The organism is Cupriavidus sp. OTU4054 (assembly GCF_038440175.1).
Classification (GTDB): Bacteria; Pseudomonadota; Gammaproteobacteria; order Burkholderiales; family Burkholderiaceae; genus Cupriavidus; species Cupriavidus pauculus_D.
Genome location: NZ_JASATF010000019.1, coordinates 25149 through 51415 on the forward strand (window position 1 = coordinate 25149; position 26267 = coordinate 51415).

Annotated in this window: 26 protein-coding genes; 10 read left to right on the forward strand and 16 right to left on the reverse strand. The window is 65.7% G+C overall.

The features are described 5' to 3' along the window. Window positions 1-3: 3 nt before the first annotated feature. Both AAHB16_RS21160 and murJ read right to left on the reverse strand, forming a co-directional pair. Complete coding sequence (locus tag AAHB16_RS21160) at window positions 4-852, reverse strand: SirB1 family protein (RefSeq protein ID WP_150370795.1); 849 nt, start codon at window positions 850-852, stop codon at window positions 4-6. Then, window positions 849-2423, reverse strand: a complete 1575-nt coding sequence (murJ, locus tag AAHB16_RS21165; RefSeq protein WP_342051901.1) for a murein biosynthesis integral membrane protein MurJ — start codon at window positions 2421-2423, stop codon at window positions 849-851. The genes AAHB16_RS21160 and murJ overlap by 4 nt, the downstream gene beginning before the upstream one ends. A gap of 375 nt (window positions 2424-2798) precedes the next feature. Here murJ and rpsT point away from each other — a divergent pair, with 375 nt between their 5' ends. Next, a complete protein-coding gene (gene rpsT / locus AAHB16_RS21170; protein ID WP_150370797.1) occupies window positions 2799-3065 on the forward strand; it encodes a 30S ribosomal protein S20 in 267 nt (88 codons plus the stop codon). 110 nt (window positions 3066-3175) lie between these two features. Here the strand turns inward: rpsT and AAHB16_RS21175 are convergent, their stop codons facing one another. Continuing rightward, window positions 3176-3475: a DUF3579 domain-containing protein gene (locus AAHB16_RS21175; RefSeq protein WP_150370798.1), complete on the reverse strand. Its 300-nt coding sequence runs from the start codon at window positions 3473-3475 to the stop codon at window positions 3176-3178. 293 nt (window positions 3476-3768) lie between these two features. Between AAHB16_RS21175 and argF the strand changes: the two genes are divergently transcribed. Together argF and ppnP are read left to right on the forward strand one after the other, a co-directional pair. Then, a complete protein-coding gene (argF, locus tag AAHB16_RS21180; protein WP_342051902.1) occupies window positions 3769-4692 on the forward strand; it encodes an ornithine carbamoyltransferase in 924 nt (307 codons plus the stop codon). Window positions 4693-4717: 25 nt separating this feature from the next. Further along, the gene (ppnP, locus tag AAHB16_RS21185; protein WP_150370800.1) at window positions 4718-5050 is read left to right on the forward strand and encodes a pyrimidine/purine nucleoside phosphorylase; all 333 of its coding nucleotides are present in this window, start codon (window positions 4718-4720) and stop codon (window positions 5048-5050) included. A 68-nt stretch (window positions 5051-5118) separates the two neighbouring features. Here ppnP and murB read toward each other — a convergent pair whose 3' ends face one another. Next, window positions 5119-6132: a UDP-N-acetylmuramate dehydrogenase gene (gene murB, locus AAHB16_RS21190; protein ID WP_150370801.1), complete on the reverse strand. Its 1014-nt coding sequence runs from the start codon at window positions 6130-6132 to the stop codon at window positions 5119-5121. A gap of 79 nt (window positions 6133-6211) precedes the next feature. On the opposite strand from murB, the gene AAHB16_RS21195 reads away from it, so the two are divergent. Next, window positions 6212-6697, forward strand: coding sequence for a YajQ family cyclic di-GMP-binding protein (locus AAHB16_RS21195; RefSeq protein WP_150370802.1), 486 nt, complete (start codon window positions 6212-6214; stop codon window positions 6695-6697). 36 nt (window positions 6698-6733) lie between these two features. Here the strand turns inward: AAHB16_RS21195 and AAHB16_RS21200 are convergent, their stop codons facing one another. From AAHB16_RS21200 to AAHB16_RS21210, 3 genes are all read right to left on the reverse strand, one after another. Beyond that, window positions 6734-7192 carry a DUF192 domain-containing protein gene (locus AAHB16_RS21200; RefSeq protein ID WP_150370803.1) on the reverse strand — a complete coding sequence of 153 codons (459 nt, stop codon included), beginning with the start codon at window positions 7190-7192 and terminating at the stop codon, window positions 6734-6736. A 145-nt stretch (window positions 7193-7337) separates the two neighbouring features. Beyond that, a complete protein-coding gene (locus tag AAHB16_RS21205) occupies window positions 7338-7523 on the reverse strand; it encodes a hypothetical protein (protein WP_109580198.1) in 186 nt (61 codons plus the stop codon). A gap of 107 nt (window positions 7524-7630) precedes the next feature. After that, window positions 7631-8233: a pseudouridine synthase gene (locus tag AAHB16_RS21210; protein WP_150370804.1), complete on the reverse strand. Its 603-nt coding sequence runs from the start codon at window positions 8231-8233 to the stop codon at window positions 7631-7633. Window positions 8234-8302: 69 nt separating this feature from the next. Here AAHB16_RS21210 and icd point away from each other — a divergent pair, with 69 nt between their 5' ends. Further along, the gene (icd, locus tag AAHB16_RS21215; protein ID WP_150370805.1) at window positions 8303-9553 is read left to right on the forward strand and encodes an NADP-dependent isocitrate dehydrogenase; all 1251 of its coding nucleotides are present in this window, start codon (window positions 8303-8305) and stop codon (window positions 9551-9553) included. A 13-nt stretch (window positions 9554-9566) separates the two neighbouring features. Here the strand turns inward: icd and AAHB16_RS21220 are convergent, their stop codons facing one another. Continuing rightward, window positions 9567-10319 (reverse strand): carbonic anhydrase, encoded by a 753-nt coding sequence (locus AAHB16_RS21220; RefSeq protein ID WP_342051903.1) that lies wholly within the window; start codon window positions 10317-10319, stop codon window positions 9567-9569. Window positions 10320-10614: 295 nt separating this feature from the next. After that, the gene (locus AAHB16_RS21225) at window positions 10615-10821 is read right to left on the reverse strand and encodes a cold-shock protein (RefSeq protein WP_109580202.1); all 207 of its coding nucleotides are present in this window, start codon (window positions 10819-10821) and stop codon (window positions 10615-10617) included. Window positions 10822-11301: 480 nt separating this feature from the next. On the opposite strand from AAHB16_RS21225, the gene clpS reads away from it, so the two are divergent. The 4 genes from clpS to AAHB16_RS21245 all read left to right on the forward strand — a co-directional run bounded on the left by clpS (window position 11302) and on the right by AAHB16_RS21245 (window position 15964). Continuing rightward, complete coding sequence (gene clpS / locus AAHB16_RS21230; RefSeq protein WP_167468394.1) at window positions 11302-11628, forward strand: ATP-dependent Clp protease adapter ClpS; 327 nt, start codon at window positions 11302-11304, stop codon at window positions 11626-11628. Beyond that, on the forward strand, window positions 11625-13922 hold the full coding sequence (gene clpA, locus AAHB16_RS21235; protein ID WP_150370807.1) for an ATP-dependent Clp protease ATP-binding subunit ClpA: 2298 nt from the start codon (window positions 11625-11627) through the stop codon (window positions 13920-13922). Before clpS ends, clpA begins: the two co-directional genes overlap by 4 nt. Before the next feature lie 170 nt (window positions 13923-14092). Continuing rightward, window positions 14093-15118: a tripartite tricarboxylate transporter substrate binding protein gene (locus AAHB16_RS21240; RefSeq protein WP_342051904.1), complete on the forward strand. Its 1026-nt coding sequence runs from the start codon at window positions 14093-14095 to the stop codon at window positions 15116-15118. A gap of 3 nt (window positions 15119-15121) precedes the next feature. After that, window positions 15122-15964 carry a VOC family protein gene (locus AAHB16_RS21245; protein WP_150370809.1) on the forward strand — a complete coding sequence of 281 codons (843 nt, stop codon included), beginning with the start codon at window positions 15122-15124 and terminating at the stop codon, window positions 15962-15964. Between the two features lie 54 nt (window positions 15965-16018). Here AAHB16_RS21245 and dut read toward each other — a convergent pair whose 3' ends face one another. The 6 genes from dut to AAHB16_RS21275 form a co-directional block, all read right to left on the reverse strand. After that, window positions 16019-16516 carry a dUTP diphosphatase gene (gene dut / locus AAHB16_RS21250; RefSeq protein ID WP_150370811.1) on the reverse strand — a complete coding sequence of 166 codons (498 nt, stop codon included), beginning with the start codon at window positions 16514-16516 and terminating at the stop codon, window positions 16019-16021. 80 nt (window positions 16517-16596) lie between these two features. Continuing rightward, complete coding sequence (locus AAHB16_RS21255; RefSeq protein ID WP_150370812.1) at window positions 16597-17622, reverse strand: LLM class flavin-dependent oxidoreductase; 1026 nt, start codon at window positions 17620-17622, stop codon at window positions 16597-16599. 40 nt (window positions 17623-17662) lie between these two features. After that, window positions 17663-18862, reverse strand: coding sequence for a bifunctional phosphopantothenoylcysteine decarboxylase/phosphopantothenate--cysteine ligase CoaBC (gene coaBC / locus AAHB16_RS21260; protein ID WP_150370813.1), 1200 nt, complete (start codon window positions 18860-18862; stop codon window positions 17663-17665). Window positions 18863-18925: 63 nt separating this feature from the next. Further along, entirely contained in the window at window positions 18926-19477 is a 552-nt protein-coding gene (lspA, locus tag AAHB16_RS21265) for a signal peptidase II (protein WP_342051905.1), read from the reverse strand. Next, window positions 19477-22356 carry an isoleucine--tRNA ligase gene (ileS, locus tag AAHB16_RS21270; RefSeq protein WP_342051906.1) on the reverse strand — a complete coding sequence of 960 codons (2880 nt, stop codon included), beginning with the start codon at window positions 22354-22356 and terminating at the stop codon, window positions 19477-19479. The genes lspA and ileS overlap by 1 nt, the downstream gene beginning before the upstream one ends. A gap of 132 nt (window positions 22357-22488) precedes the next feature. Next, window positions 22489-23454 carry a bifunctional riboflavin kinase/FAD synthetase gene (locus AAHB16_RS21275; RefSeq protein ID WP_150370816.1) on the reverse strand — a complete coding sequence of 322 codons (966 nt, stop codon included), beginning with the start codon at window positions 23452-23454 and terminating at the stop codon, window positions 22489-22491. Window positions 23455-23736: 282 nt separating this feature from the next. On the opposite strand from AAHB16_RS21275, the gene AAHB16_RS21280 reads away from it, so the two are divergent. Continuing rightward, window positions 23737-25527, forward strand: coding sequence for an ATP-binding response regulator (locus AAHB16_RS21280; protein WP_223851375.1), 1791 nt, complete (start codon window positions 23737-23739; stop codon window positions 25525-25527). A gap of 36 nt (window positions 25528-25563) precedes the next feature. Here AAHB16_RS21280 and AAHB16_RS21285 read toward each other — a convergent pair whose 3' ends face one another. Continuing rightward, complete coding sequence (locus tag AAHB16_RS21285) at window positions 25564-26223, reverse strand: response regulator (protein WP_150370818.1); 660 nt, start codon at window positions 26221-26223, stop codon at window positions 25564-25566. Window positions 26224-26267 lie beyond the last annotated feature (44 nt).

Below are 26267 nucleotides of genomic sequence, written 5' to 3' on the forward strand. Positions count from 1 at the left end.
GGCTCAGCTCAGGCTGCGGCTCATCATGCGCAGCGCCGGCATGCGGTCGCGGATCTGCGTGGTGTCGGCCGCATCGGGCCGCGCCTGCACATAGGCCTCCAGATCTTCCAGCGCGGGCCGGAAGCATTCGAGGTTCGCGTAGGCGAGGCCGCGATCGCGCACTTCCTCGATCGAATTCGGCAGCAGGATCACGAGGCGGTTCTGTACCGCCAGCAGCCGCTGCCAGCGCGACTCCTGCAAATAGATGGCCTTCAGGTTGCGCAGCATGCGCGCAATGATCTCGCGGTGGCTCGCCACCTGCAGGAACAGCCCGAGCGGCACCTGATTGGGATCGTCGATGCCCTCGCGTTCGAGGTAGGGATCCAGCATCTCCTGCAACTGTTCCTTCGACAGTGTCTCGCCCGTCAGCGGGTCCAGCACCACCTCGCCCGCGGGAATCGTCATCCGCACGAGGAAATGGTTCGGAAACGACACGCCCTTGAGCGGCAGGCCGATCTGCTGCCCCAGCTCCATGAACAGCACCGCAAGCGAGATCGGAATCCCGCGCCGCTGCTTCATGACGACGTTGAGGTAGGAGTTGTCGGGATCGTAGTAGTCATTGGCGTTGGCGCCGAACCCGAGATCCCGATAAAAGAAATGATTGAGCAGCCGCAGGCGCTGAATGGCCGGCGTGCCGTCGGCGATCCGCCGCTTGAGCCGCACCGCGAGCATGTCCAGCGCGGCCAGTTCGGCCTGCAGGTCCAGATCGGGATACGCGTCCTGGGCAATCGAGAGCGCGGTTTCCGTAAGCGGGATGCCATGCTCGTCCGCCACGAGACTGGCGAAGTAATCCAGGACTTTCGTGGATGTCATTGCGGGTTCCTGATGGCGGTGTCCGTGGTCTTCCGCCGAAACGCGGAGTACCTCAGCCCCATGAGCCACAGTGTACCGAAGTAGACCACCGCTGCAAGTACCAGGCACGACGCCATCAGTGCGATCCGCAACCCCGGTGTCGCGCCCAGTGCGATCCAGTCGAACGTGCGGGTAAACCAGAGCAGCATGCCCGCGAGGATCAGCACTGCGGCAAGCAGCTGCGCCAGGAACAGGCCCCATCCCGGCGCGGGCCGGTAGAAGCCGCGGCGGCGCAGCCCGAAGAACAGCAGCAGCGCATTGACGCTCGACCCGAAGCTGATCGATAGCGCGAGCCCGGCATGCGCGAACAGCGGCACGAACACCGAATTCGCGGCCTGCGTGATCACCAGTACGACCAGCGCGATCTTGACCGGGGTGCGGATGTCCTGCCGCGCGTAGAAGCCGGGCGTAAGGATCTTCACCGCGATCAGCGCGAGCAGACCCGTGCCGTACGCGACCAGCGCCTGCCGGGTCATCTCGACCGCATGGGCGTCGAAGCGGCCGTAGTTGAACAGGACGGCGGTCAGCGGCTCGCCGAATACGAACAAGCCGACCGCGCACGGGACCGCGAGCAGGAACGTGAGCCGCAGCCCCCAGTCGAGCAGCCCCGAATATTCCTCGCGATTGTCGTCGGCGCTGGCGCGCGACAGGCTCGGCAGCAGGATGGTGCCCAGCGCCACGCCGAGCAGCGCGGTCGGAAACTCCATCAGCCGGTCGGCATAGGTCAGGTACGACACGCTGCCCGCGGCCAGATGCGAGGCGATATTGGTATTGATGATCAGGCTGATCTGGGCCACCGACACGGCCAGCAGCGCCGGCAGCATCTGCCGGATCACGCGGCGCACGCCCTCGTTGGCCCAGGCCGCGCGCACGTCGAACGACAGCCGCGGCATCACGCCGAGCCGGCGCAGCGCCGGAATCTGGATCGCCAGCTGCAGCACGCCCCCCACGAGCACCCCCCACGCCTGCGCATAGATCGGCTGGGCCAGGTGCGGGCCCACGAACAGGGCCGCGACGATCAGGCACAGGTTCAGCAGCACCGGCGTGAACGCGGGCACGCCGAAATTGCGCCACGTGTTGAGAACGCCCGAGGCCAGCGCCACCATGGAGATGAGGCCGATATACGGGAACATCACGCGCGTCATGAACACGGCGGCGTCGTAGGTCTCGCTCTGGCCGCGGAAGCCCGTGGCCACGGCCGTCATCACGAGCGGGGCGCCGATGACGCCGAGCGCGGACACCGCCACGAGCACCCATGTCATCACCGTGGACACCGCGTCGATGAGCGCGCGCGTGTCCGCGAGCCCGCGGCGGCCGTGGTACTCGTTGAGGATCGGCACGAACGCCTGCGAGAACGCCCCCTCGCCGAACACGCGGCGCAGCAGGTTGGGAATGCGGAAGGCGACGTTGAACGCATCGGTCATGTCCGAGGCGCCGAACGCGCGGGCGATCAGGATTTCGCGCATCAGGCCGGTGATGCGCGAAAGCATCGTCAGGCTACTGATGGTGGCGAGCGCTTTGAGCAGGTTCAAGATGGTCGGGAGATGCGTGAACGGGCGGGAGTCTGACGCCCGCCGCGCCACAAAGTTGCCACGGCGCCACGGTGGCGGCGCGGGAAGTGACGCAAACGCGGTGCATGCGGCCCGATGTGGCGCCTATTATACGGACGGCGTCGCGGGCGACTGTCGGCCGGCACACGTTCCACAATCCGACCTTGCCTCAGTTCCGTGCGTGTGTGTATAATCGCCGATTCGCAAGGACAGTCGCGTTCCGGATTCGTATGTCGAAGCATCCCGGGCCGCACGATGTGGCCTGAGGGGTTTGCCCGAAGGTTGCGTCCCAGGCGTCCCAGATAAGTTATTCGCGTTGCCCCGGGGCACGCATCTGAATTCAGGAAAAGAGATCAAATGGCAAATTCCGCACAAGCTCGCAAGCGCGCGCGCCAAGCCGTCGCTCAGAACGCTCACAACTCCAGCCTGCGCTCGCGTCTGCGCACCGCCGTCAAGGCCGTTCGCAAGGCCATCGACGCCGGCGACAAGGCTGCCGCTGCTGAAGTCTTCAAGCAGTCGCAACACGTGATCGACAGCATCGCCGACAAGAAGATCGTGCACAAGAACAAGGCTGCACGCCACAAGTCGCGCCTGTCGGCCGCCATCAAGGCCATGGCTGCCTGATCGCTGTCCGCGTGGTTTGCCGCGGCTTCCCCGGGAGCCCGGCATAAAAAAAGCTCGTCGCATGACGAGCTTTTTTGTTTTGGGCGTCTGCTGTTGCAGGGGCCGCCCGGTCAGTCGAGGTAGCAGGCCTCCACCAGCTGCAGATCGTTGTCGCGCGCGAAGTTCAGGACGAAGTCGAGCGCCTTGGGCTCGATGTCGCGCAGCCGCACGTCCACCACCACGTTCTTGACCCCGCCGATGATCACCGGCCGCACGTACGGCGAGTACGTATAGCGCGGATCGCCGGAGTCGCCCTCTGGCCGGAACTGTGCCATCACGCCGCACAGCCGTTCTGCCCAGTCGCTCGGACGAAAGGTCTTGCCTTCCTTGGTAATGCCTTGGATGAAATATTCGCGAACGTTGGAAGTCATGGGACTGCGGGGCGTCGGTATCTTCGGGGGCACTTTTGGTGCCGGGGCGGGCGGCGGCACTGGTATGCCAAGCCCCGCGTGAATCAGCGAGTATTATATCTTATATAAGAGTTGAGCATAAGGGCCTCCTGTCGCGACATGCGCCGGGGGAGCCGCCATGATAGCCGCCCGGCGGCCGGAGCATGGGGTGACTCCGGGCTCGCCAAAGGCTGAATAATCCCTTATGATCGTTGCAGTTAAATTGCGCAGGCGACGCGAAAGGCGGCTCCCCGAAGAGCCGCCTTAATTGTTTTATGAGCTCAACCCCGATCAAGCATTACCTGCAGTTCAACGACCTCTCCGCCGAGGAGTACGAGTACCTGCTGGACCGCGCGCAGATCCTCAAGGCGAAGTTCAAGAACTACGAGACCTGGCACCCGCTGCACGACCGCACGCTGGCCATGATCTTCGAGAAGAATTCCACGCGCACGCGCCTGTCGTTCGAGGCGGGCATCCATCAGCTCGGCGGTCACGCGGTGTTCCTGAACACGCGCGACTCGCAGCTGGGCCGCGGCGAGCCGATCGAGGATGCCGCGCAGGTGATCTCCCGCATGGTGGACATCATCATGATCCGCACGTTCGGGCAGGAGATCATCGAACGCTTTGCCGCGCATTCGCGCGTGCCCGTGATCAACGGGCTGACCAACGAATATCATCCGTGCCAGGTGCTGGCGGACGTCTTCACGTACATCGAGCAGCGCGGCAGCATCCGCGGCAAGGTCGTCGCGTGGATCGGCGATGCCAACAACATGGCGTACACGTGGATCCAGGCCGCCGAGCGGCTCGGCTTCACGTTCCATTTCTCGGCGCCGCCGGGCTATCAGCTCGATCCGGCCATGGTGCCGGCGTCGGCCGCCAGCCTCGTCAAGGTGTTCACCGATCCGCTGGACGCCTGCGATGGCGCGCATCTGGTCACCACCGACGTCTGGACCAGCATGGGGTTCGAGGCCGAGAACGAGGCGCGCAAGCGCGCGTTCAAGGACTGGATGGTCACCACGGCCATGATGGACCGCGCCGCGCCCGACGCCCTGTTCATGCACTGCCTGCCCGCGCATCGTGGCGAGGAAGTCGAGGCCGCCGTTATCGACGGCCCGCGCAGCGTGGTGTGGGAAGAGGCCGAAAACCGTCTGCACGTGCAGAAGGCGCTGATGGAATACCTGCTCTGCGGCAAGTATTGAATTTCAACCCGTCAAGATCAAGTCAATGAGTCAGTCCAACCAGCCCGCCAACCAGTTCGATAACGTCAGCGTCGTCAAGAAGGCCAATCTGTATTTCGACGGCAAGTGCGTGAGCCACACGGTGGTGTTTCCCGACGGCACGCGCAAGACGCTGGGGGTGATCTTCCCGGCCGCACTGACGTTCGGCACGGGCGCGCCGGAGATCATGGAAATCAACGCGGGTTCGTGCCGCGTGCGCCTGCAGGGCGCCACCGAGTGGCAGACCTACGGCGCGGGCCAGCAGTTCCACGTGCCCGGCGACAGCAAGTTCGACATCGAAGTCACCGAAACGCTCGACTACGTCTGCCACTTCGGCTGACGTCACGGCTCACCCCCGCGGCTGACCCCCGCGGCTGACCCCGGCCACCCTGCTGTCGGGGCCGGTCGTCAGACGATGACGGGCTCCGGTTCGATTCGCACGCCGAATCGTGCCTGCACGGTATCGGCAATGCGGCCGGCCAGCGCGAGCAGTTCGCGCGCGCTGCCGCCGCCGTGGTGCACGAGCACCAGCGCCTGCTTGCCATAGACGCCCACGGGGCCGTCGCTCACGCCCTTGAATCCGCACTGATCGATCAGCCATCCGGCGGCCAGCTTGTAGCGGCCATCGGGCTGGCGATAGCTGACCAGCGTCGGATGCGCGGCCGCCAGCGCGTCACGCTGCGGCGCCTCGACAATCGGATTCTTGAAGAAACTGCCTGCATTGCCGATCACGGCGGGATCCGGCAGCTTGCGCGAGCGGATGGCCACTACCGCGTCGCGGATGCGCGCGGCGTCCGGCGTGTCCACGCCTTCCAGTTCGCGGGCCAGTTCGGCGTAGCCGAGCGCGGGTTGCCACGGGCGCGGCAGGCGAAGCGTCACGGCGGTGATGATGAAGCGGTCGCGGCCCGTGTGCTTGAACACACTGTCACGGTAGCCGAACGCGCATTGCGCGGCGTCGAGTTCGACAAAATTCCGCGTCTGCCGGTCGTAGGCGCGTACCCGGGCAAAGCGCTCGCAGAGCTCCACGCCATAGGCCCCGATGTTCTGGATCGGTGCGGCGCCGACGGTGCCGGGGATCAGCGCAAGGTTTTCGAGGCCGGGCAGGCCATCCTCGATCGTGCGGCCGACGAGTCCATGCCAGTTTTCGCCCGCACCGGCGGTAACATAGACAGCCTCGCCCGACGGTTCGGCCACGTGGTAGCCCGGAATCTCGATCAGCAGCACCAGCGCGTCGAGATCGCCCGACAGCACCACATTGCTGCCACCGCCCAGCACCACGACGGGCAGGCCCGCCGCGCGCGGATCGTCGAGCGCTTCGACGAGGTCCTGTTCGCTGCGGACATGCACGGCGAAGCGCGCCCGGACATCGAATCCGAATGTATTGTGGCGCCGCAGGGGATAAAATTCTCGGAAATCTGCCATGCAAGTGAACCCGTGTGGTGGGCAGGATTATACGTAACCGGTCGAGCGTGCCGTTGCCGCTTGGCCCAGGAGAAAGAAGATGCCGTCGTTCGACGTAGTATGTGAAGCAAACATGGTGGAAGTGAAGAACGCGGTGGAGCAATCCAACAAGGAGATCTCCACGCGCTTCGACTTCAAGGGATCCGACGCGCGCGTCGAGCAGAAGGAGGGCGAACTGACCGCCTTCGCCGACGACGACTTCAAGCTCGATCAGGTCAAGGACGTGCTGATCAACAAGATGGCCAAGCGCAACGTGGACGTGCGCTTCCTCGACCATGGCAAGGTCGAGAAGATCAGCGGCGACAAGGTCAAGCAGGTCATCACGATCAAGAAGGGCGTGACGGGCGACCTCTCCAAGAAGATCGTGCGCATGATCAAGGACAGCAAGATCAAGGTGCAGGCGAGCATCCAGGGCGATGCGGTGCGCGTGTCCGGCACCAAGCGCGACGACCTGCAATCGGTGATCGCGCTGCTGCGCAAGGAAGTCACCGACGCCCCGCTCGATTTCAACAACTTCCGCGACTGATCGCGACCTATCGCGCGCGGTCCTGCTCCCCGGTGCTTACTGCGCCGGGCGTGCCGCGGGCAGCCCGCCGATCTTCGCGCCGGGCTTGATCCCCTTCTGCGCGAACCACCCCTTGTTCATCTCGAGCGCGTAGCGCACGGCCGCGCGCGGGCAGTGGTTGTCCTCGGTCTGCGGCGCCATGTCCTCGATGTTCACGATGCTGCCGTCGTCGGCCAGGAAGGCGATCGACAGCGGCAGGTTCGTGTTCTTCATCCAGAAGCAGTGGCCCGCCTTTTCCTCGAACACGAACAGCATGCCGGCATTCGCGGGCATGTTCTGGCGGTACATCAGCCCGCGCTCGCGCGCGGCGGCGTTGTCGGCCACCTCGGCGTGAATGGCGTACATGCCCGCGTTCAGGTTGACGGTGGGCAGCGCGCCCTGGGCATGCGCCAGGGGGGCGAGGGCGGTCAGCGCGAGGGCGCTGGCAGCCAGCGAGGACTTGAGCACGGAAGGCATGGCGTGGACGTGGGATAGGTTCGACTGCAGACCGTGAGCATAGCGCAGTCAGGACGCGCCGGGCCAGACGTCGGACCGGACAGCAAAAAAGGCAGGCCGCCTGAGCGAGCCTGCCTTCGGGTCACGCGAATGCTGCGACGTCAGATCATGCAGCCGGTGCCGAAGCGGCAGCCTTCTTTGCATGCTTCTTGTGCGAGGTCTTCTTCTTGGCGGACTTGGTGGTCTTCGAGGCCGCAGCGGGCGCGGCGGCGTCGGCGGCAGGCGCCGAAGCTTGAGCGAAAGCGCCGGTAGCGAACAGGCCGACAACCAGGGCAGCGATCAGTTTTTTCATTTGCGAGTACCTCGAATTGGAGTGCAGTCTGGGAAATTGACGCGCTTGTTGGCGTGTCTGCCTCAAAAACGAGACCATCTCGCCCCTCGTTGACCACAGAAATGTACCTATTTGTAACGCCGTCTTACGGGCCTGGACGGTGTCGCCGGCGGCAGACCGAGGGTCGACGGGTCGATCTCGCGGGACTGGCCGGGCTGCAGGCCCAGGTCCGGGAGCCGCAGCGCCCCGATCGCCACGCGCACGAGGCGCAGCGTGGGATAACCGACCGCCGCCGTCATGCGCCGCACCTGGCGGTTCTTGCCCTCGCGGATCTCCAGCTCCACCCAGGTCGTCGGGATCGCGGCGCGGAATCGGATGGGCGGATCGCGCGTCCATAGCCAGTCCGGTGCGCCGACGATGCGCGCGCGGGCCGGCCGCGTCGTGAAATCGCCCAGATCCACGCCACGGCGCAGCCGCGCCAGCGCGGCGTCGTCGGGCACGCCTTCCACCTGCGCCAGATAGACTTTGGCGAGCTTGTGTTCGGGGTCGGCGATGCGCGCCTGCAGCACGCCGTCGTCGGTCAGCAGCAGCAGCCCCTCGCTGTCGGCATCGAGCCGGCCGGCCGGATAGACATCGGGGGTGTGCACGCAGTCCGCCAGCGTCGGCCGCGAGGGGTGCGGCGAGAACTGGCTCATGGTGTTGTAGGGCTTGTTGAGGGCGATCAGCGTCATGGGCGCAGATTATGGCGGCATGGCGCGGATTGCTGCAAAATGCCTCGCGACACAAATGTGGAGACGCTCATGTACCAGCACATCAGGATTCCCGCGGGCGAGAAGATCACGGTCAACGCGGACGGCTCGCTCAACGTGCCGGACAACCCGGTCATTCCGTACATCGAAGGGGACGGCATCGGCATCGACATCACGCCGGTCATGCTGCGCGTGGTCGATGCGGCCATCGCCAAGTGCTATGGCGACAAGCGCCGCATCGCATGGATGGAGGTCTATGCGGGCGAGAAATCGACGCGTGTGTATGGCCCCGATGTGTGGCTGCCCGACGAGACGCTCGATGCGGTGAAGGAATATGTCGTGTCCATCAAGGGCCCGCTGACCACGCCCGTCGGTGGCGGCATCCGCTCGCTCAACGTTGCGTTGCGCCAGCAGCTCGATCTCTACGTCTGCCTGCGCCCGGTCCGCTATTTCAAGGGCGTGCCGTCGCCGGTGCGCGAGCCCGAGAAGACCAACATGGTGATCTTCCGCGAGAACTCGGAAGACATTTATGCGGGTCTGGAGTGGGAAGCCGAGAGTGCGAATGCGAAAAAACTGATCGCGTTCCTGCAGAACGAGATGGGCGTGCGCAAGATCCGCTTCCCGGAGACATCGGGCATCGGCATCAAGCCCGTCTCGCGCGAAGGCACGCAGCGGCTCGTCCGCAAGGCCATCCAGTATGCGATCGACAATGACCGCCCGTCGGTGACGCTCGTGCACAAGGGCAACATCATGAAGTTCACCGAGGGCGCGTTCCGCGACTGGGGCTACGAGCTCGCGCAGCAGGAATTCGGCGCCGAACTCGTGGACGGCGGCCCGTGGTGCAAGTTCCGCAACCCGCGGACGGGTCGCGATATCGTGATCAAGGACGCCATCGCCGATGCCTTCCTGCAGCAAATCCTGCTGCGCCCGGCCGAGTATTCGGTGATCGCGACGCTCAACCTCAACGGCGACTACATCTCCGACGCGCTGGCCGCGCAGGTGGGCGGCATCGGCATCGCGCCGGGCGCCAACATGTCCGACTCGGTGGCGATGTTCGAGGCGACGCACGGCACCGCGCCCAAGTACGCAGGCAAGGATTACGTGAATCCCGGCTCGGAGATCCTGTCCGCGGAAATGATGCTGCGCCATATGGGCTGGACCGAAGCGGCCGACCTGATCATCGCCTCGATGGAGCGCGCGATCCTGTCGAAGAAGGTCACGTACGACTTCGCGCGCCAGCTCGAAGGCGCGACGCAGGTCTCTTGCTCCGGCTTCGGTCAGGTGATGATCGACAACATGTAATCGGCGCGGCCGCTCATTCCTCGATCTTGCGGTCGTACAGAGGCTGCAAGGGCCGCGCGTTCATCGGATAGAGCTGGCGGAACGCCGCCAGTTGCGCGGCCGAGACCTGCACGGGCTGCTTGAGGACGCGCCACTGCACGCCTTCGCTGCAGGGTGGGGTGGTCAGCGATCCGATGAACGCATAGAACGCGTGATCGGCGGGCAGGAAGGCCGTGGCATCGAGCGCGTGCGACAGCTTCGCGGACTTGCCCGCCCGCTTCGGCATGGCCGCGAACACGTCGGCCAGCGCCGCGTTTTCCTCCCCTTCCTCGAACATGACCGCCACCACGGCGAGATTGCCGGCGCTGTCGCGATGCACGAGGTGAGCGGCCATCGGATAGACCCTGCCGTCAAAGCGCTCCTCGCTGGGCGCGTGAAAATGGATGTTCGACAGTTGATAAGCCACCGCATCCACACGGATGCTGCCGCCATCCTGCACGTCGAACTCCACCGTGTGACCGTTGTTGACGACGGATGTCGCCCCCGCCGCGTAGGCGAAGCCGACCGGCATATGCCGGCCCGGTGCGGTGTCGCGGATATCGACGGGGGACTGGGCGTGCCCCTGGTTGCAGGCCGCGTAGGCGGGGTCGAGCTCGGCCCAGTGGTCGGGGCCGGTCTTGCCGGTATAGCTCCAGTGCGCGGGGCCTGCCTGTTCGCTGCCCTGGGTGCTACCGATCCAGGCGGCGGAGCCGAGCATGGCAACGGCGAGGAGAATGCGTTTGATCATGACAGTGCAAATGGGAAAAATATGACCCGCCACTGTCGCGAACCCGGTGTCGCCGCATCTTGCGCTGGCGCAAGGGCTTGTTATGTTTAGGAAAAATACGATCTACAAAGCGGGGTGATGGCGCCTTGAAAGGCGCCTTGAAACGCAGAAAGCCCGGAAATTCCGGGCTTTCTGCTGGATGCTTGGCTGACCTGCGATACTGATCCCGTTCCGGAAGCGCACCCGCCGCCTCGCATCCGTGGACCGTCGAGCTCTATGGCCGGTACGGTCGGCGCACGATTCAAGCCGATTGCGCTTAAGCTGCGTCCTGAATGTTCGTGGCCTGCTTGCCCTTCGGGCCCTGGACCACTTCAAACGAAACGCGCTGGCCTTCCTTCAGCGTCTTGAAACCTGCCATCTGGATGGCCGAAAAGTGCGCAAACAGTTCTTCTTCGCCGTCGTCCGGCTTGATAAACCCAAAGCCTTTGGCGTCATTGAACCATTTGACGATACCGCTTGCCATAAACTCCCCCAACGAAATAACAGTTTCAAGCGGGGGACAGGGGTTCGGACGCGGAAATGCGCAAGGTCGCCGGGAAAACCGGCGCGCCACCGATGCCGCAAGCCTCCCGCTCACGGATCCATCCGGGCCGGCCTTGTCTGCGTGGCTCGCCGACCGTGCCTGAATGTGCGACCGATTTTTCTGGCAAACCAAATGGCTGTCAAGCTGGCAGATTCCCCACTCGGCGTAGGGTGTGGCGGGATTGAAACGGCTGGCGATGGTACCGTGGAGGGCGCGCACCAGACCGTGTCAGGCGGGTTGGGCAGGCTGGCGCCGTGGCGGTGCGGTTGCACCACGGGCGTGCGCGGGACAGGTAGGAGAGCGGGTGCCAGGCGGCGTTCAGTGCGCCGGCGCACGCAAGTTTTTTCGCAGCGGCGGGCTCTTGAATCCGGCGTCTTTTCCCCAAATTGCAGACTTGTGAGTAAGGGTTAGAATAAGGCCATGGTTACACGGCTGGCGAATACCCCACAACGCGAAGCAGGCACCGTCATCGAACGGCGAGAGCAGCAGCTCAAGCCCCCGGCGATGTACAAGGTGGTCCTGCTTAATGACGACTACACTCCTATGGAGTTCGTCGTGATGATCCTGCAACAGTATTTCAGCAGGGACCGGGAGACGGCGACGCAGATCATGCTCACCGTTCACCGGGAAGGCAAGGGCGTCTGCGGCATCTACACGAGAGATATCGCGGCGACCAAGGTGGAATTAGTGTCAACCCATGCGCGGCAGGCGGGGCATCCCCTGCAGTGCGTGATGGAGGAAGCATGATTGCGCAAGAATTGGAAGTGAGCCTGCATATGGCTTTCGTCGAGGCCCGCCAGGCCCGCCACGAGTTCATTACCGTGGAGCACCTGCTGCTGGCACTACTCGACAATCCCACGGCAGCCGAGGTGCTGCGCGCGTGCGCGGCCAACATCGAGGACTTGCGCACCAGCCTCAAGAACTTCATCGCCGACAACACGCCGGTGGTGCCAGGTACCGACGAGGTCGATACGCAGCCGACGCTGGGTTTCCAGCGCGTGATCCAGCGCGCGATCATGCACGTACAGTCGACTTCCAACGGCAAGAAGGAAGTGACCGGTGCCAACGTGCTCGTGGCGATCTTCGGCGAGAAGGACTCCCACGCGGTGTACTACCTGCAGCAGCAGGGCGTCACGCGTCTGGACGTCGTCAACTTCATCAGCCACGGCATCCGCAAGGACCAGGCCGAGCCGGCCAAGCACGGCGAAGGCAATGCCGAAGGCGAGGGCGGTGACGGCAAGGAAAGTCCGCTCGAGCAATACACGCAGAATCTGAATGCGCTGGCCAAGGCCGGCAAGATCGATCCGCTGATCGGCCGCGAGAGCGAAGTCGAGCGTGTGGTGCAGGTGCTGTGCCGCCGCCGCAAGAACAACCCGCTGCTCGTGGGCGAGGCTGGCGTGGGCAAGACCGCGATCGCGGAAGGCCTCGCATGGCGCATCACGAAGAACGAAGTGCCCGACATCCTCGAGAAGGCGGTCGTGTACTCGCTCGACATGGGCGCGCTGCTGGCCGGTACGAAGTACCGCGGCGATTTCGAGCAACGCCTGAAGGGCGTGCTGAAGTCGCTCAAGGACAATCCGAACGCGATCCTGTTCATCGACGAGATTCACACGCTGATCGGCGCGGGCGCCGCGTCGGGCGGCACGCTGGATGCGAGCAACCTGCTCAAGCCGGCGCTGTCGTCGGGCCAGCTCAAGTGCATCGGCGCGACCACGTTCACGGAATACCGCGGCATCTTCGAGAAGGATGCGGCGCTGTCGCGGCGCTTCCAGAAGATCGACGTGGTCGAACCGTCGGTGGATCAGACCGTGCAGATTCTGCGGGGCCTGAAGTCGCGCTTCGAGGAACATCACGGCGTGAAGTATGCCGCCTCGGCGCTGACGGCCGCCGCCGAACTGTCGGCGCGCTTCATCACCGATCGCCATCTGCCCGACAAGGCCATCGATGTGATCGACGAGGCCGGTGCCGCCCAGCGCATCCTGCCGAAGTCGAAGCAGAAGAAGACCATCGGCAAGACCGAGATCGAGGACATCGTCTCCCGCATTGCGCGCATCCCGCCGCAGAGCGTGAACCAGGACGACCGCAGCAAGCTGCAGACGCTGGAACGCGACCTGAAGTCGGTGGTGTTCGGGCAGGACCCGGCCATCGAGGCGCTGGCCTCGGCGATCAAGATGTCGCGCGCGGGGCTCGGCAAGACGGACAAGCCGATCGGCTCGTTCCTGTTCTCGGGCCCGACCGGTGTCGGCAAGACCGAAGTGGCCAAGCAGCTCGCCTTCATCATGGGCATCGAGTTGCTGCGCTTCGATATGTCGGAATACATGGAACGCCATGCGGTGAGCCGCCTGATTGGCGCGCCGCCGGGATATGTCGGGTTCGATCAGGGTGGGTTATTGACCGAAGCCGTGACGAAGAAGCCGCATTGCGTGCTGTTGCTCGACGAGATCGAGAAGGCGCACCCGGATATCTTCAATATCCTGCTGCAGGTCATGGACCATGGTTCGCTGACCGACAACAACGGCCGGCGCGCGGACTTCCGCAACGTGATCATCATCATGACCACGAACGCGGGCGCCGAGACCATGAACCGGGCGACGATCGGCTTTACGACCGCGCGCGAGCAGGGCGACGAGATGGCCGACATCAAGCGCATGTTCACGCCGGAGTTCCGCAACCGTCTGGATGCGACCATCAGCTTCCGCGCGCTCGACGAGGAAATCATCCTGCGCGTCGTGGACAAGTTCCTGATGCAGCTGGAAGAGCAGCTGCACGAGAAGAAGGTGGAAGCCAGCTTCACCGAGAAACTGCGCAAGTTCCTCGCGAAGAAGGGCTTCGATCCGCTGATGGGCGCGCGGCCGATGCAGCGTCTGATCCAGGACATGATCCGCAAGGCGCTGGCCGACGAGCTGCTGTTCGGTCGTCTGGTGAGTGGCGGCAAGGTCGCCGTGGATCTGGACGACGAGGATCAGATCAAGCTGACCTTCTCCGAGGCCGATCCGGAACCGCCGGAGGCACCGGAAAGCGAGCAGCGCGCGGAGGCCTGAACGGCCGGAATATGTGCCATCGCCCGGCGTGGCCGGGCGACTAAATGGGCGATAGACGGGCGCAATGCCTGCAGAATGCATATTCCTCGTGCAAAATACAGGGCGGCGGCATGCCGCCCTTTTTCTTTTTTGCCTTGTTGCGGTCCCCGATCGCACTGCCAGAGTCTCCGATGTCCTCTCCCGAACGCACGCGGCTCCGCCGTCTGCTGCTGAAGTCCCTGCCGCTCGGCAGCTCGTCGATCGCGCTGGGATCGCTCTCGTCCCTCGCATCGCTGGCTCACGCGGAAGGCCCGGCCAATCCGGCCAGCAGCCGTCCCATTTCGATGGTTCTCCCATTTCCGCCCGGCGGAAGCGTGGATATCGTTGCGCGGCAGCTACAGCCTGGCCTCAAGACCGCGCTCGGTCAGACCGTGGTCGTCGATAACAAGCCTGGCGCGGGCGGCCTGATTGCCAGCAATACCGTGGCGCGTGCCAAGGCCGACGGCAATACGCTGCTGATGGCGTTCGATACGCACGCGATCAATCCTTTTGCGTACAAGAACTTGCCGTACGACACCTTCAAGGATTTCACTCCCATCTCGCAGTTGGTGCGTTTTCCGCTTGTGATCGCGGCAAATCCGGCCGTGATGGCGACCAATGTGCGCGAACTCGTGGAACTGGCGAAGTCGCGTCCCGACGGTGTGCGTTACGCGTCATCGGGCATTGGCAGCCTGAACCAGCTTGCCGCGGAGGCCCTCGCCACCGAGGCCAACGTGCATTTCCTCCACGTGCCCTACAAGGGCGGCGGCCCGGCCGTGCAGGCCGTGCTGGCTGGCGAAGTCGATATTTTCTTCAGCAGCTACGCCGCGGTGCAGGCCCATGTCGCGGCCAAGACGATCAAGGTGCTCGGCGTGACCGGGACCTCGCGGCTGCGTCAGCTGCCGCAGGTGCCGACCGTCGCGGAGCAGGGTTTCAAGGGTTTCGAAGCGTATTCGTGGATCGGCGTCTTCGGTCCCGCGAACGTGTCGCCCGACACGGTCACGCGCCTGCACGATGCGCTCGCCAGCTCGATTCGGCAGCCGCGCGTGGTGGAAGCGCTGCAGGCGCAGGGCTTCGAGATCGCGGTCGGCACGCCGGCCGAACTGGGCGCACTGGTCCGCCACGAGCATGACAAGTGGCAGGCCGTTGCGCGCAAGGCCAACATTCAGTTCGACTAATCCATGTCCGGCATCCTGGAACCGTACGACCACGCCGTCATCATCTGCCGCGATCTGGATGCGGCGGTCGAACAATGGAAGCGCCTGGGCTTTACGCTGACGCCGCGGGGCTTTCACACGCTGGGATCGCAGAACCACTGCATCATGCTGGCGCGCGACTACCTCGAACTGTTGCACGTGACCGCGCCGACGCCGAGCCGCCAGTATTACTGGGACGCGCAGCAGCGTGGCGGGGGTTGTGCGGCCACGTCGTGCAAGAGCCGGGATGCGTTCGCGACGGCCCAGCGCCTGCGCGAAGCGGGCATCGAACGGTCGGACCCGATCGAATTCTCGCGGCCCGTGCGTCTCGACGACGGCAGCGAGCACGCGGCGACGTTTCGTGTGACGGCAGTCGATGGCGCGCCCGGCGCGCGCTATTTCGTCTGCGAGCACCGCACGCCCGAGCTGCTGTGGCGGCCGGAGTGGATGTCGCATGCCAACGGCGCCACGGCGATTGCCGCGATGTACCTCGTCGTGCCGGCCGATCAGGTCGAATCGGCGGGCAGGACCTATGCGCTGATGACGGGAGGCGAGGCCTCGGCGTCGAATGGCGCGGTCCGTATCGCCATCGATGGCGCCGAGCTCGTGGTGACGTCCGCCGACCGGCTGGCGGCGCAGACGGGCACCGCGGAAATCGTGCGCGAGGCGCCCGGTTATGCCGCGATCCGGCTGCGTACGGCCGGTCTGGCGGCGGCGCGCGCGCACTGGCGCGACGCTGGCATCGAAGCGCGCGACCTCGGGCCGCGCGATACGCTGATTCCGGCCGACGCCGCGAACGGCGTGGCGCTGCTGTTCACGCAGGCTTGACGCCCGAACCACCCGAACCGCGCGAATCGCACGAGCCGCGCGGGGTGGGCAGGATCAGCCCGCCTTGGCGTGCGACACGCCCGTCGAGCCGAAGCCGCCGGCGCCGCGGGCGCTGTCTGCCGAGAATTCCGTCACCGTCGTGAACACCGGGCGCAGCACCGGCACGAACATCATCTGCGCGATGCGCTCGCCTGGCTGGATCACGATCGGCTCGGTGCCCGGCGCATTGCGATTCCACACGCTCACCATGATCTGGCCCTGGTAGTCGGCATCGATCACGCCGATCGAGTTGCCGAGCACGAGTCCCTTCTTGTGGCCGAGGCCCGAGCGCGGCACGATCGTCGCGGCCATGTACGGGTTGCCCATATGCACGGCGAAGCCGGCCGGAATCAGCTGCGCGGGCGTGCCCGGCTCGATCGTGACCGGGCCGTCCACGCAGGCGTGCAGGTCGATGGCGGCGGCCATGTCGCTCTGATAGGCGGGCAGACCCCACTCGTTCAGGCGGTTGTCGAGAATCTTGATTTCGACGGATGGGTTCAGTGCAGCGGTCATGATGGTCGGAATGGCGTCGGGCCGTTGGGCAAAGACGCGATGTTAGCCTAGTCTGGCGCGCGGTCGGCACCGCGGCGCGGTCACGCGTCGAGCTCGAATGCCTCGGCGAGCAACTGATAGGTCCGCTGGCGCGCCGCGTAGCTCGCCGTCACGCTGAGCACGACGAGTTCGTCGGCGGCAAAGCGCTCCTGCAGCGCGAGCATCTGCTCGGTGACGGCTTCGGGCGTGCCGCAGATCGTGCGCGGCCGTTCGCGTTCGATGATCATGCGGTCGCGCTCGGTGGGCGAGAAATCGCGCGCCTGCGCGAGCGAGGGAATCGGGGCATTGATACCGTAGGCCATCTGCACGCGGCGGATATCGACCGCGCGCATGAGGGCATCGGCCTCCGATTGCGTATCGGCACAGATCACGAAGACCGCCGCGGCGCTGTATGGCGCCTGCTCATAGCCCGGCGCGAATGTCTCGCGGTACTGCCGGGCGACCGCATGGCCGTAGTGGGCATTGATGAAATGCGCGAACGCGAAGCGCACGCCGAGCTTCGCCGCGAGCGCACCGCCGAAATCGCTGGAGCCGAGCACCCAGATCTCGGGCCGCGTATCGATGGCCGGCTGCAGCAGCACGCCGTCGGCGATATGGCCCGGCGGCACCTCGCCGCTCAGCAGCCATGCAAGGTCCTGCACCTGCTCCGCGAACTGGTCGCCACGGTTGTAGTCGCCCATGGCGACGGCCTGCGCGGTACGCATGTCGCCGCCGGGCGCGCGGCCCACGCCGAGGTCGATCCGGTTCGGAAACAGGCCCTCGAGCATGCGGAACTGCTCGGCGACCTTGAACGGGCTGTAGTACGGCAGCATGACACCGCCCGAGCCCAGCCGGATGCGGCGCGTGACGCTGCCCAGCCGCGCGAGCATGACTTCCGGGGCCGGATTGCACACGCCCTGCAGGCCATGGTGCTCGGCGCACCAGTAGCGGGTATAGCCGAGGTCGTCGGCCATCTGGGCCAGATCGACGGTGGCGGCCAGCGCGTCGCGCGCGGTATGGCCGGCGATCACCGGGCTCTGGTCGAGGACGGACAGCCGCAGGCGCGGCCGGTTCGGGGTAGCGGTCATGCGGGGCTCCCGGAGAGGATGGCGGTCAGGACGATGGCGGTCAGGGCAGGCGGCGCGGCAGGCGGTCCGCGATCGCGCCGACGAGCTGGCGCGCGAGCGCGAGCTTGTCCGCGCGCGGCAGGCGCGTCATGCCCGCGGCGTCGAACAGCACGATCTCGTTGTCGTCCATGCCGAACGTGTGGTGGCCGATATTGCCGACGAGCAGCGGCACGCCCTTGCGGCGGCGTTTCTCCTCGCCATACTGCGCGAGGTTCTCGCTTTCGGCCGCGAAGCCGACGCAGAAGGGGGCATCCGCGCGCGCGGCAACCGTCGCGAGGATGTCGGGGTTCTGCACGAACTGCAGCGTCGGCGTGTCGGTGTCGTTGGCTTTCTTCAGCTTCTGGTCCGAGACCGAAGCAGGGCGCCAGTCCGCGACGGCGGCCACCGCGACGAACACGTCCACGTCGCGCAATTGCGCCAGCACCGCGTCATGCATCTGCTGCGCGCTGCGCACGTCGGTGCGAGCCACGCCGCGCGGCGTGGGCAGCGCAGTCGGGCCCGCGACCAGCAAGACGTCGGCGCCGGCCTCGCGCGCGGCGCGTGCGATCGAGAAGCCCATCTTGCCCGACGACAGGTTGGTGATGCCGCGCACGGGGTCGATGGCCTCGAACGTCGGGCCGGCCGTGATCAGCACGCGCTTGCCGACCAGCGGCTTAGGCTGGAAGAACGCGATCAGGTCCTCGACGATTTCCTCGGGCTCGAGCATGCGGCCATCGCCGATCTCGCCGCACGCCTGGTCGCCGCTGCCGGGGCCGAGGATGGCCACGCCATCGGCGCGCAGCTGTGCCGCATTGCGTTGCGTGGCCGGAGCCGCCCACATCTGGCGGTTCATGGCCGGCGCGAGCAGCAGCGGGCAATCGCGCGCGATGCACAGCGTGGTGAGCAGGTCGTCGCAGAGACCGTGCGCGAGACGCGCCATGAGGTCCGTGGAAGCGGGGGCGATCAGGATGGCATCGGCCTCGCGCGAGAGGTCGATATGCGCCATGTTGTTATCGACGCGCGCATCCCATTGAGATGTGTAGACCGGGCGCCCGGACAGCGCCTGCATGGTGACGGGCGTGATGAAGTGCGTTGCCGCCTCGGTCATGGCCACCTGCACGGTGGCGCCGGCCTTGGTCAGCAGCCGGACCAGCTCCGCCGACTTGTAGCAGGCGATGCCGCCGGACAGGCCGAGGACGATATGCTTGCCGTGCAGATCCATGGAAAGCTCTGTGGAAACGATGATGGCGCATCATACCGCCGCCGCGCGCCACGTGCCGGGCGCTCAGTGACGCCGGACCCGCCGCAGTTCGTCGATGATCAGCAGCACCGCACCGACCGTGATCGCGCAATCCGCGACGTTGAACGCGGGGAAGTGCGCGTTGCGCAGGTGGAAGTCGAGGAAGTCGATCACGTGGCCATGGATGACGCGATCGATCACGTTGCCGATGGCGCCGCCGAGGATCATCGAGATCGCCAGGCAGAACATCTTCTGGCCGTTATGGCGATAGAGCAGCCAGACGATAAAGCCGGCCACGACGACGGCCAGCGCCGTGAAGAACCAGCGCTGCCAGCCGCCGGCGTCGGCGAGGAAGCTGAACGCCGCGCCCTTGTTCCACACCAGCACGAGATTGAAGAAGCTCGTGACCGGGCGCGACTCGCCATACACGAACGTACGGCTGATCAGGATCTTGAAGAACTGGTCGAGGATCACCACGAGCACGGCAAAGGCCATCCACAGCAGCGGCGTGGTGCTGCTGCCGCGGGCGGCCTTGCCGTTGCTGCCGCCCTTGCGGGTGGAAGGGCGTGCGCGTGACGAGGACGATGACGTGGCCATCAGGCGTGGCTCCTGTGTTCACCGGCGCCGAACAGGTTGCTGTCGCAGCGGCCGCAGAGGGTGGGGTGGGCCGGATTGTGGCCCACGTCGGCGCGATAGTGCCAGCAGCGCTCGCACTTGGCGTGCGCGGACGGCGTGACCGTGACGAGCAGGTCGCCGCCTTCCGGCGCCGGCTCCACCTTGGCCGCGGAGGTCAGCAGCACGAAGCGCAGATCGTCGTCGAGGCTCCGCAGCGCGGCCAGCACCGGGCCGCCCGCGGCGATCGTGACTTCCGCCTGCAGCGACGAACCGATCTCGCCCTCGACGCGCACCGCTTCGAGTTGCCTGGTCACCTCGGCGCGCACGGCGCGGATCTCGTGCCACTTCTGCAGCAGGTCGTCCGCGGCATCGACGGCGGGCACCGCGTAGTACGTGCTCGTGAAGATCGTGTCCTTGTGCTCGGTACCGTGCGCGAAGATCTGCCACGCTTCTTCGGCCGTGAACGACAGGAACGGCGCCATCCAGTGCAGCATCGCCTGCGTGATGTGATACAGCGCGTTCTGCGCGGCGCGGCGTGCCTGCGAGTTCGGTGCCGTCGTGTACAGGCGGTCCTTCAGCACGTCGAGATAGAAGCCGCCGAGGTCTTCGGAGCAGAACGTCTGCAGCTTGGCCGCCACCGGATGGAATTCGTACGCGTCGTAGTGCGACAGCACTTCCTTCTGCAGGCGGTCGGTCAGCGCCACCGCGTAGCGGTCGATCTCGAGCCATTGCGACGGCGGCAGCGCGTGCTGCGCGTGGTCGTAGTCGGTCAGGTTCGACAGCAGGAAGCGCAGCGTGTTGCGGATGCGGCGATAGCCTTCCACCACGCGCTTGAGAATCTCGTCCGAGATCGACAGCTCGCCCGAGTAGTCGGTCGAGGCTACCCACAGACGGATGATCTCGGCGCCCATCTTGTTCGAGATGTCCTGCGGCGACACGGTGTTGCCGACCGACTTCGACATCTTGCGGCCTTCGCCATCGACGGTGAAGCCGTGCGTGAGCAGCGCCTTGTACGGCGGCTTGCCGTACAGCATCGAGGCCGTCAGCAGCGACGAGTGGAACCAGCCGCGATGCTGGTCCGAACCCTCGAGATACAGGTCCGCGAGGCGGCCATCCGGTTCGTCGGCGGACGGATCGTAGAGATCGTCGCGGTGCGAGCCGCGGATCACGGTCCAGTGCGTGGTGCCCGAGTCGAACCACACGTCGAGCGTGTCGCGGTTCTTCTCGTACAGCGCGGCCTCTTCACCGAGCAGTTCCTTCGGATCGAGCGTCTGCCAGGCTTCGATGCCATGCTGTGCCACGCGCTTCGCCACTTCTTCCAGCAGCTCCGGCGTGCGCGGATGCAGCGCGCCGGTTTCCTTGTGCACGAAGAAGGCCATCGGCACGCCCCATTGGCGCTGGCGCGAGAGCGTCCAGTCCGGGCGATGCGCGATCATGTTGTGCAGGCGCTGCTTGCCCCAGGCCGGATAGAACTCGGTGGCCTCGATGCCCGCGAGCGCGGTCTCGCGCAGCGTCGGGCCGTCGTTGGTCGGCACCACATCCATGCCCGCGAACCATTGCGAGGTGGCGCGATAGATGATCGGCGTCTTGTGACGCCAGCAGTGCATGTAGCTGTGTTCGTACTTGTGCGAGTTGAACAGGTTGCCCGATTGTTCGAGCACGGCGACGATCTTCGGGTTGGCGTCCCAGATCATCTGGCCGCCGAACAGCGGCAGCGTGCTCGCGTAGACGCCATCGCCCATCACGGGGCTGATGATGTCCGCGTCGGGCATGCCATGCGCCTTGCACGACTGGAAATCCTCCACGCCGTAGGCGGGCGCCGAGTGCACGATGCCCGAGCCCGTGTCGGTGGTCACGTAGTCGCCGAGGTAGATCGGCGACAGGCGGTCGTAGCCGGCGTCCATCTTCGCGAGCGGATGATGGAAGCGGATCTCCGACAGGGCCTCGCCGCGCGCGGTGGCCACGACTTTGCCTTCCAGGCCGTAGGTCTTGAGCTGCTCTTCCACGCGCTCGGTGGCGAGGATCAGGTAGCCGCGCGGCGTATCGACGAGCGCGTACTCGACCTCGGGATGCACGTTGAGCGCCTGGTTCGACGGGATCGTCCAGGGCGTGGTGGTCCAGATCACGATCCAGCCCGGCTTGGCCTCGAGCTGCGCGAGCGGCACGTGGAAAGCGTGCGCGAGCTTGTCGGTCTCGGCGAACGGGAAGCCGACGTCGATCGACAGGTCGACCTTGTCCTTGTACTCGACCTCGGCTTCGGCAAGCGCGGAGCCGCAGTCGAAGCACCAGTTCACGGGCTTCAGGCCGCGGAACACGTAGCCCTTCTCCATGATCTTGCCGAGGGCGCGCAGTTCGTCGGCCTCGTTGCTGAAGTTCATGGTCAGGTACGGGTGCGCCCAGTCACCGAGCACGCCGAGGCGCTCGAAGTCCTTCATCTGGCGCGCGATCTGCTCGGTGGCGTACGCGCGGGCCTTCGACTGGACTTCCTGCACGGGCAGGCCCTTGCCGAACTGCTTCTCGATCTGGATCTCGATCGGCATGCCGTGGCAATCCCAGCCCGGCACGTACACGGCGTCGAGGCCCGTCAGGCCGCGCGCCTTCACGATCATGTCCTTGAGGACCTTGTTGACCGCGTGGCCGATATGGATGTCGCCATTGGCATACGGGGGGCCGTCATGGAGCACGAATTTCTTCGCACCCTTGCGCGCCGCGCGGATCTTCTTGTAGAGCTGCTTGTCCTGCCATTGCTTGACCCATTGCGGCTCACGCTTGGGCAGGTCGCCCCGCATGGGGAACGGCGTATCCAGCAGGTTGACCGGATACTTGCTTTTCTCGGGCTTGGCGCGTTTGTCGTCGGACATGTCTTGATTCTCGGGATACAGTCGGGCGCGGCGGTAGTTGCGTGTCGCCGCGCGATCATTCGGATATCTGGCGGGTGAGGCGGAGTGGCGGGCCACCGGGGCCGCGGTATCACGTACCGGGCACCGGCTCCGCTACCTAATTCGGTCGGTTGCCGAGGTCGCGTCCGGGGCGGTCAGCCCAAAGAATGCCCGCGCGTCGGCACTGTCCTTCGCGATGGCGGCGGTCAGCTCGTCCAGGCTGTCGAAGCGCGCCTCGTCGCGCAGCTTCTTCATGAACTCCACGCGCACGAGCTTGCCGTAGAGGTTCGCATTGAAATCGAACAGATGCACTTCCAGCAGCACGCGGCCCGCGTCCTCGATGGTCGGCCGCACGCCGATGCTGGCCACGCCCGGCAACGGCCGGTCGGCGAGCCCATGCACCTGCACCACGAAGATGCCGTTGACGGCCGGGCGCTTGTGCGAGATACGCAGGTTCAGCGTCGGAAAACCGAGGTCGCGGCCGAGCTTGCGGCCGTGGATCACGTGGCCGCTGATCGCATAGCCGTGGCCCAGCAGCCGCCGCGCGTGCTCGAGGTCGCCTTCCTCGAGCGCCTGGCGCACCGCCGAGCTGGAGATCCGCACGCCACCTTCGGAGACGGAGCCCATCTGCTCGACGTCGAAGCCGTACTGCTGGCCCGCCTCGCGCAGGAAGTCCACGTCACCGGCGCGCCGCGCGCCAAACCGGAAGTCGTCGCCGACCAGCACCCAGCGCGCGTGCAGCCCGTGCCACAGCACGTTCTCGACGAAGGCTTGCGGCGACTGCGCGGCAAAGTGGGCGTTGAAGTGTTCCACCACTACGCGATCGACGCCATTGGCGCGCAGCGCATCCAGCTTGTCGCGCAGCAGCGCGATGCGTTTCGGCGCGCGGTCGGGCGTGAAGAATTCGCGCGGATGCGGCTCGAAGGTCATCACGCACAGCGGCAGGCCGCGTGCGTCGGCGGCCGCGCGGGCGCGCGCGAGCAGCGACTGGTGGCCGCGGTGCACACCGTCGAAATTGCCGATGGTGAGCGCGCAGGGCGCCCGGCTTTCGGCGTTGGGCAGGCCGCGGAAGACTTTCACGAGGACGGCGAAAAAGCAATTCGGGGAAAACGGGCATTATAAGGCGAATGGCCCCGTCTGCCCCATTTGGTGGCGCACCGGCGCCCGATCAAGGGCCAATGTGGGCGGAAAGCCGCCGAAGCATGGCGCGGCACGGCAAAAGGCGGCATGATATGCGCCACTCGGAATACCAATCGCGCGACACATGCAATGCTCGGTGCGCCTTGCCGATTCTGTCGTTTTTGGCAGTGTCGGGCAGGGGCGGGCGGCGCCCGCGGTGTCAGCGTCAGATCAGGGTCAACATTGAACGCGCTGCTCAACAAGTTACTGCCCCCGCCCGGGCCGCCGCTCGACACCGAGACGCGCGCAAAACTGCTGGCCACGGTCCATCGCGTCTCCCCGACGGGGATCGGCGCTTCGCTCGTGCTGCCAGGCCTGACGGCCGCGACGTTCTGGCACGAGGCCCAGCACACGGCGCTGCTGGCATGGTGCGCGGTCATGCTGATCCTGACGGCCACGGTCGCGTGGTTCTACTTCGGCTACAAGCGCGATGGCGGCCGCATGAGCCGTTCCGCCCACACGCGCAAGTGGTGGAACAACATGCGCGTGTACTCGTTCGTCACGGGGCTCACGTGGGGCAGCTCCGCGCTGCTGCATCTCTATACGGACTCGAGCGTGTTCTCGGCGGTGCTCTATCTGCTGACACTCGGCGTGCTGGCCGGCGGTGCCACGTCGCAGTCGCCGGTCCCGTCGAACCTCGTCTTCGCGGGGGTGCCGATCCTCGTGCCGAACGTGCTGCTCGCCGACTTCGCGTTCCCGGGGCACGGCGGCTATGTACAGCTGTTGCTGATCGTCTACGCGCTGATGCTCGCGCGCCATGCGCTGAACCTCCAGCACGCGCTCGTGCGCGCCATCCAGCTCGAGAGCGGCAGCCGCCGGCTGGCCAAGCAGTTCCAGGAAGAGAAGGAACGCGCGCTCCATGCCAGCGAGGAGAAATCGCGCTTTCTCGCCGCGGCCAGCCATGACCTGCGGCAGCCCGTGCATGCGCTGGTCATGCTCGTGGAAGCGTTGCGCGCGCGCAACCAGTCGAGCGCGCTGCACCCGCTCGTGGAGCAGGTCGCGGCGGGCACGCAGACCATCGACCTGCTGTTCCGCTCGCTGCTGGACCTCTCCAAGCTCGAGGGCCGCAAGGTACTGCCCACGCTGGAGCCTTGCGACCTCAACGGGCTGATCCATGACGTGATGAGCCAGTTCGCGGCCGATGCGCGCGAGAGCGGCCTGTCGCTGAATCCGCGGGTTCCCGACGAGATCTACGCGATGGCCGAACCGGTGCTGCTGCGGCGCGCGCTGTTCAACCTCGTGCAGAACGCGCTGCGCTACACGAAGCGCGGCGGCATCCTCGTCACGGCCCGGCAACGCCGCAAGCATATTCGCCTCGAGGTGTGGGATACGGGCGCGGGCATCACCCCGGAGCATCTGCCCGATATCTTCTCGCCGTATTACCAGGTCCACAACCCGCAGCGCGATCCGTCGCAGGGGCTCGGCCTTGGCCTCGCGATCTTCAAGGAGTGCGTGCGGCTGATGCGCGGAACGTACGGCGTGCGGTCCGTGCCGGGCAAGGGATCGGTGTTCTGGTTCGCGCTCGCGCCGGCACCGGCGGAATCCATCGCCAGCATCCGCGCGATGCGCGCCAATGCGCGCGCCGAGGAAGCGAAGCCGGAGCCGATGCGCGGCACCGTGCTCGTGGTCGATGACGACAATCAGATCCGCAAGGCGTGGATCGCGCTGATGGAGGCGTGGGGTATCCGCGTGGCATGCGCCGCGCATGGCGCCGAGGCCGACAGCCTGTTCCGCAAGGGATTGAAGCCGGACATCATCTTCTGCGATCTGCGGCTTCCGGGCAGCGAGAATGGGCTGGACCTGCTCGAGCGCTGGCAGACCACGCAGCCGCAGGCGCGCAGTGCATTGCTCACGGGCGATCTGAAATCCGACGCGCTCGTGGCGGCGGAAGAGGCGGGGTACTTCGTGTTGCCGAAACCGGTCGATCCGGCGGCATTGCGCATGCTGCTGCGCCGTTGGCTGCATCCGGCCTGATTGGGCCTGATTGGGCCGGAGGGAGCCGGCGCCGTGTTACTGGCGCAGGCGGAAACGCTCCATGCGCGACATGACCTGCATGCGCGTACGCACACCAAGGCGCTGCAGGATCGCGGACACGTGTTCCTTGACGGTGTTTTCGGTCAGGCCGAGCTTGCGCGCGATGACCTTGTTCGGCAGCCCTTCCAGCACCAGTGCGAGCACCGAGCCCTGACGCGGGGTCAGGCCCAGTTCCGCCGGCGTGACGGGGATGCCGTGCGCGGGCCCGAACTGCTGCGAGCGGCCGCTGAGCGCTTCATCGGTCGGAAAACTCGTATCGCCGGCGAGCACCTTGCGGACCGCCGCGGTGAACGCGTTGGCATCGAGGTGCTTGCCGACGAAACCGCACGCGGAGAGCGCGCGGGCACGGCCCACGATCTCGGGCGTGGCTTCCGCCGACATGAAAATAAATCGCGCGCCGGGGATCACGGTCTTGAACGTCTGCATGGCATCGAAGCCCGTGCCGTCGTTCAGCCAGATATCGAGCAGCACGATATCGGGACGCAATCCCTGTTGCAGCGAATTGAGAGCCTCTTTGGCACTGCCGGCCGCGTGAACCGCGACGTCCGGCATGACTTCCGCGAGAAACGCGGTCGTGCCTGATAGGGCCATAGGATGATCATCGACCACCAACAGAGTCGGTGCAGTGTTCGACATGCGTATTCCCGTCTAATTTCCCAGCTCGTCCTTGTTGTCACCTC

Coding starts and splice junctions, on each gene's coding strand:
- AAHB16_RS21160 (WP_150370795.1), bottom strand. CDS start 852: ATGACATCCACGAAAGTCCTGGATTACTTCGCCAGTCTCGTGGCGGAC.
- rpsT (WP_150370797.1), top strand. CDS start 2,799: ATGGCAAATTCCGCACAAGCTCGCAAGCGCGCGCGCCAAGCCGTCGCT.
- AAHB16_RS21175 (WP_150370798.1), bottom strand. CDS start 3,475: ATGACTTCCAACGTTCGCGAATATTTCATCCAAGGCATTACCAAGGAA.
- argF (WP_342051902.1), top strand. CDS start 3,769: ATGAGCTCAACCCCGATCAAGCATTACCTGCAGTTCAACGACCTCTCC.
- ppnP (WP_150370800.1), top strand. CDS start 4,718: ATGAGTCAGTCCAACCAGCCCGCCAACCAGTTCGATAACGTCAGCGTC.
- murB (WP_150370801.1), bottom strand. CDS start 6,132: ATGGCAGATTTCCGAGAATTTTATCCCCTGCGGCGCCACAATACATTC.
- AAHB16_RS21195 (WP_150370802.1), top strand. CDS start 6,212: ATGCCGTCGTTCGACGTAGTATGTGAAGCAAACATGGTGGAAGTGAAG.
- AAHB16_RS21200 (WP_150370803.1), bottom strand. CDS start 7,192: ATGCCTTCCGTGCTCAAGTCCTCGCTGGCTGCCAGCGCCCTCGCGCTG.
- AAHB16_RS21205 (WP_109580198.1), bottom strand. CDS start 7,523: ATGAAAAAACTGATCGCTGCCCTGGTTGTCGGCCTGTTCGCTACCGGC.
- AAHB16_RS21210 (WP_150370804.1), bottom strand. CDS start 8,233: ATGACGCTGATCGCCCTCAACAAGCCCTACAACACCATGAGCCAGTTC.
- icd (WP_150370805.1), top strand. CDS start 8,303: ATGTACCAGCACATCAGGATTCCCGCGGGCGAGAAGATCACGGTCAAC.
- AAHB16_RS21220 (WP_342051903.1), bottom strand. CDS start 10,319: ATGATCAAACGCATTCTCCTCGCCGTTGCCATGCTCGGCTCCGCCGCC.
- AAHB16_RS21225 (WP_109580202.1), bottom strand. CDS start 10,821: ATGGCAAGCGGTATCGTCAAATGGTTCAATGACGCCAAAGGCTTTGGG.
- clpS (WP_167468394.1), top strand. CDS start 11,302: ATGGTTACACGGCTGGCGAATACCCCACAACGCGAAGCAGGCACCGTC.
- clpA (WP_150370807.1), top strand. CDS start 11,625: ATGATTGCGCAAGAATTGGAAGTGAGCCTGCATATGGCTTTCGTCGAG.
- AAHB16_RS21240 (WP_342051904.1), top strand. CDS start 14,093: ATGTCCTCTCCCGAACGCACGCGGCTCCGCCGTCTGCTGCTGAAGTCC.
- AAHB16_RS21245 (WP_150370809.1), top strand. CDS start 15,122: ATGTCCGGCATCCTGGAACCGTACGACCACGCCGTCATCATCTGCCGC.
- dut (WP_150370811.1), bottom strand. CDS start 16,516: ATGACCGCTGCACTGAACCCATCCGTCGAAATCAAGATTCTCGACAAC.
- AAHB16_RS21255 (WP_150370812.1), bottom strand. CDS start 17,622: ATGACCGCTACCCCGAACCGGCCGCGCCTGCGGCTGTCCGTCCTCGAC.
- coaBC (WP_150370813.1), bottom strand. CDS start 18,862: ATGGATCTGCACGGCAAGCATATCGTCCTCGGCCTGTCCGGCGGCATC.
- lspA (WP_342051905.1), bottom strand. CDS start 19,477: ATGGCCACGTCATCGTCCTCGTCACGCGCACGCCCTTCCACCCGCAAG.
- ileS (WP_342051906.1), bottom strand. CDS start 22,356: ATGTCCGACGACAAACGCGCCAAGCCCGAGAAAAGCAAGTATCCGGTC.
- AAHB16_RS21285 (WP_150370818.1), bottom strand. CDS start 26,223: ATGTCGAACACTGCACCGACTCTGTTGGTGGTCGATGATCATCCTATG.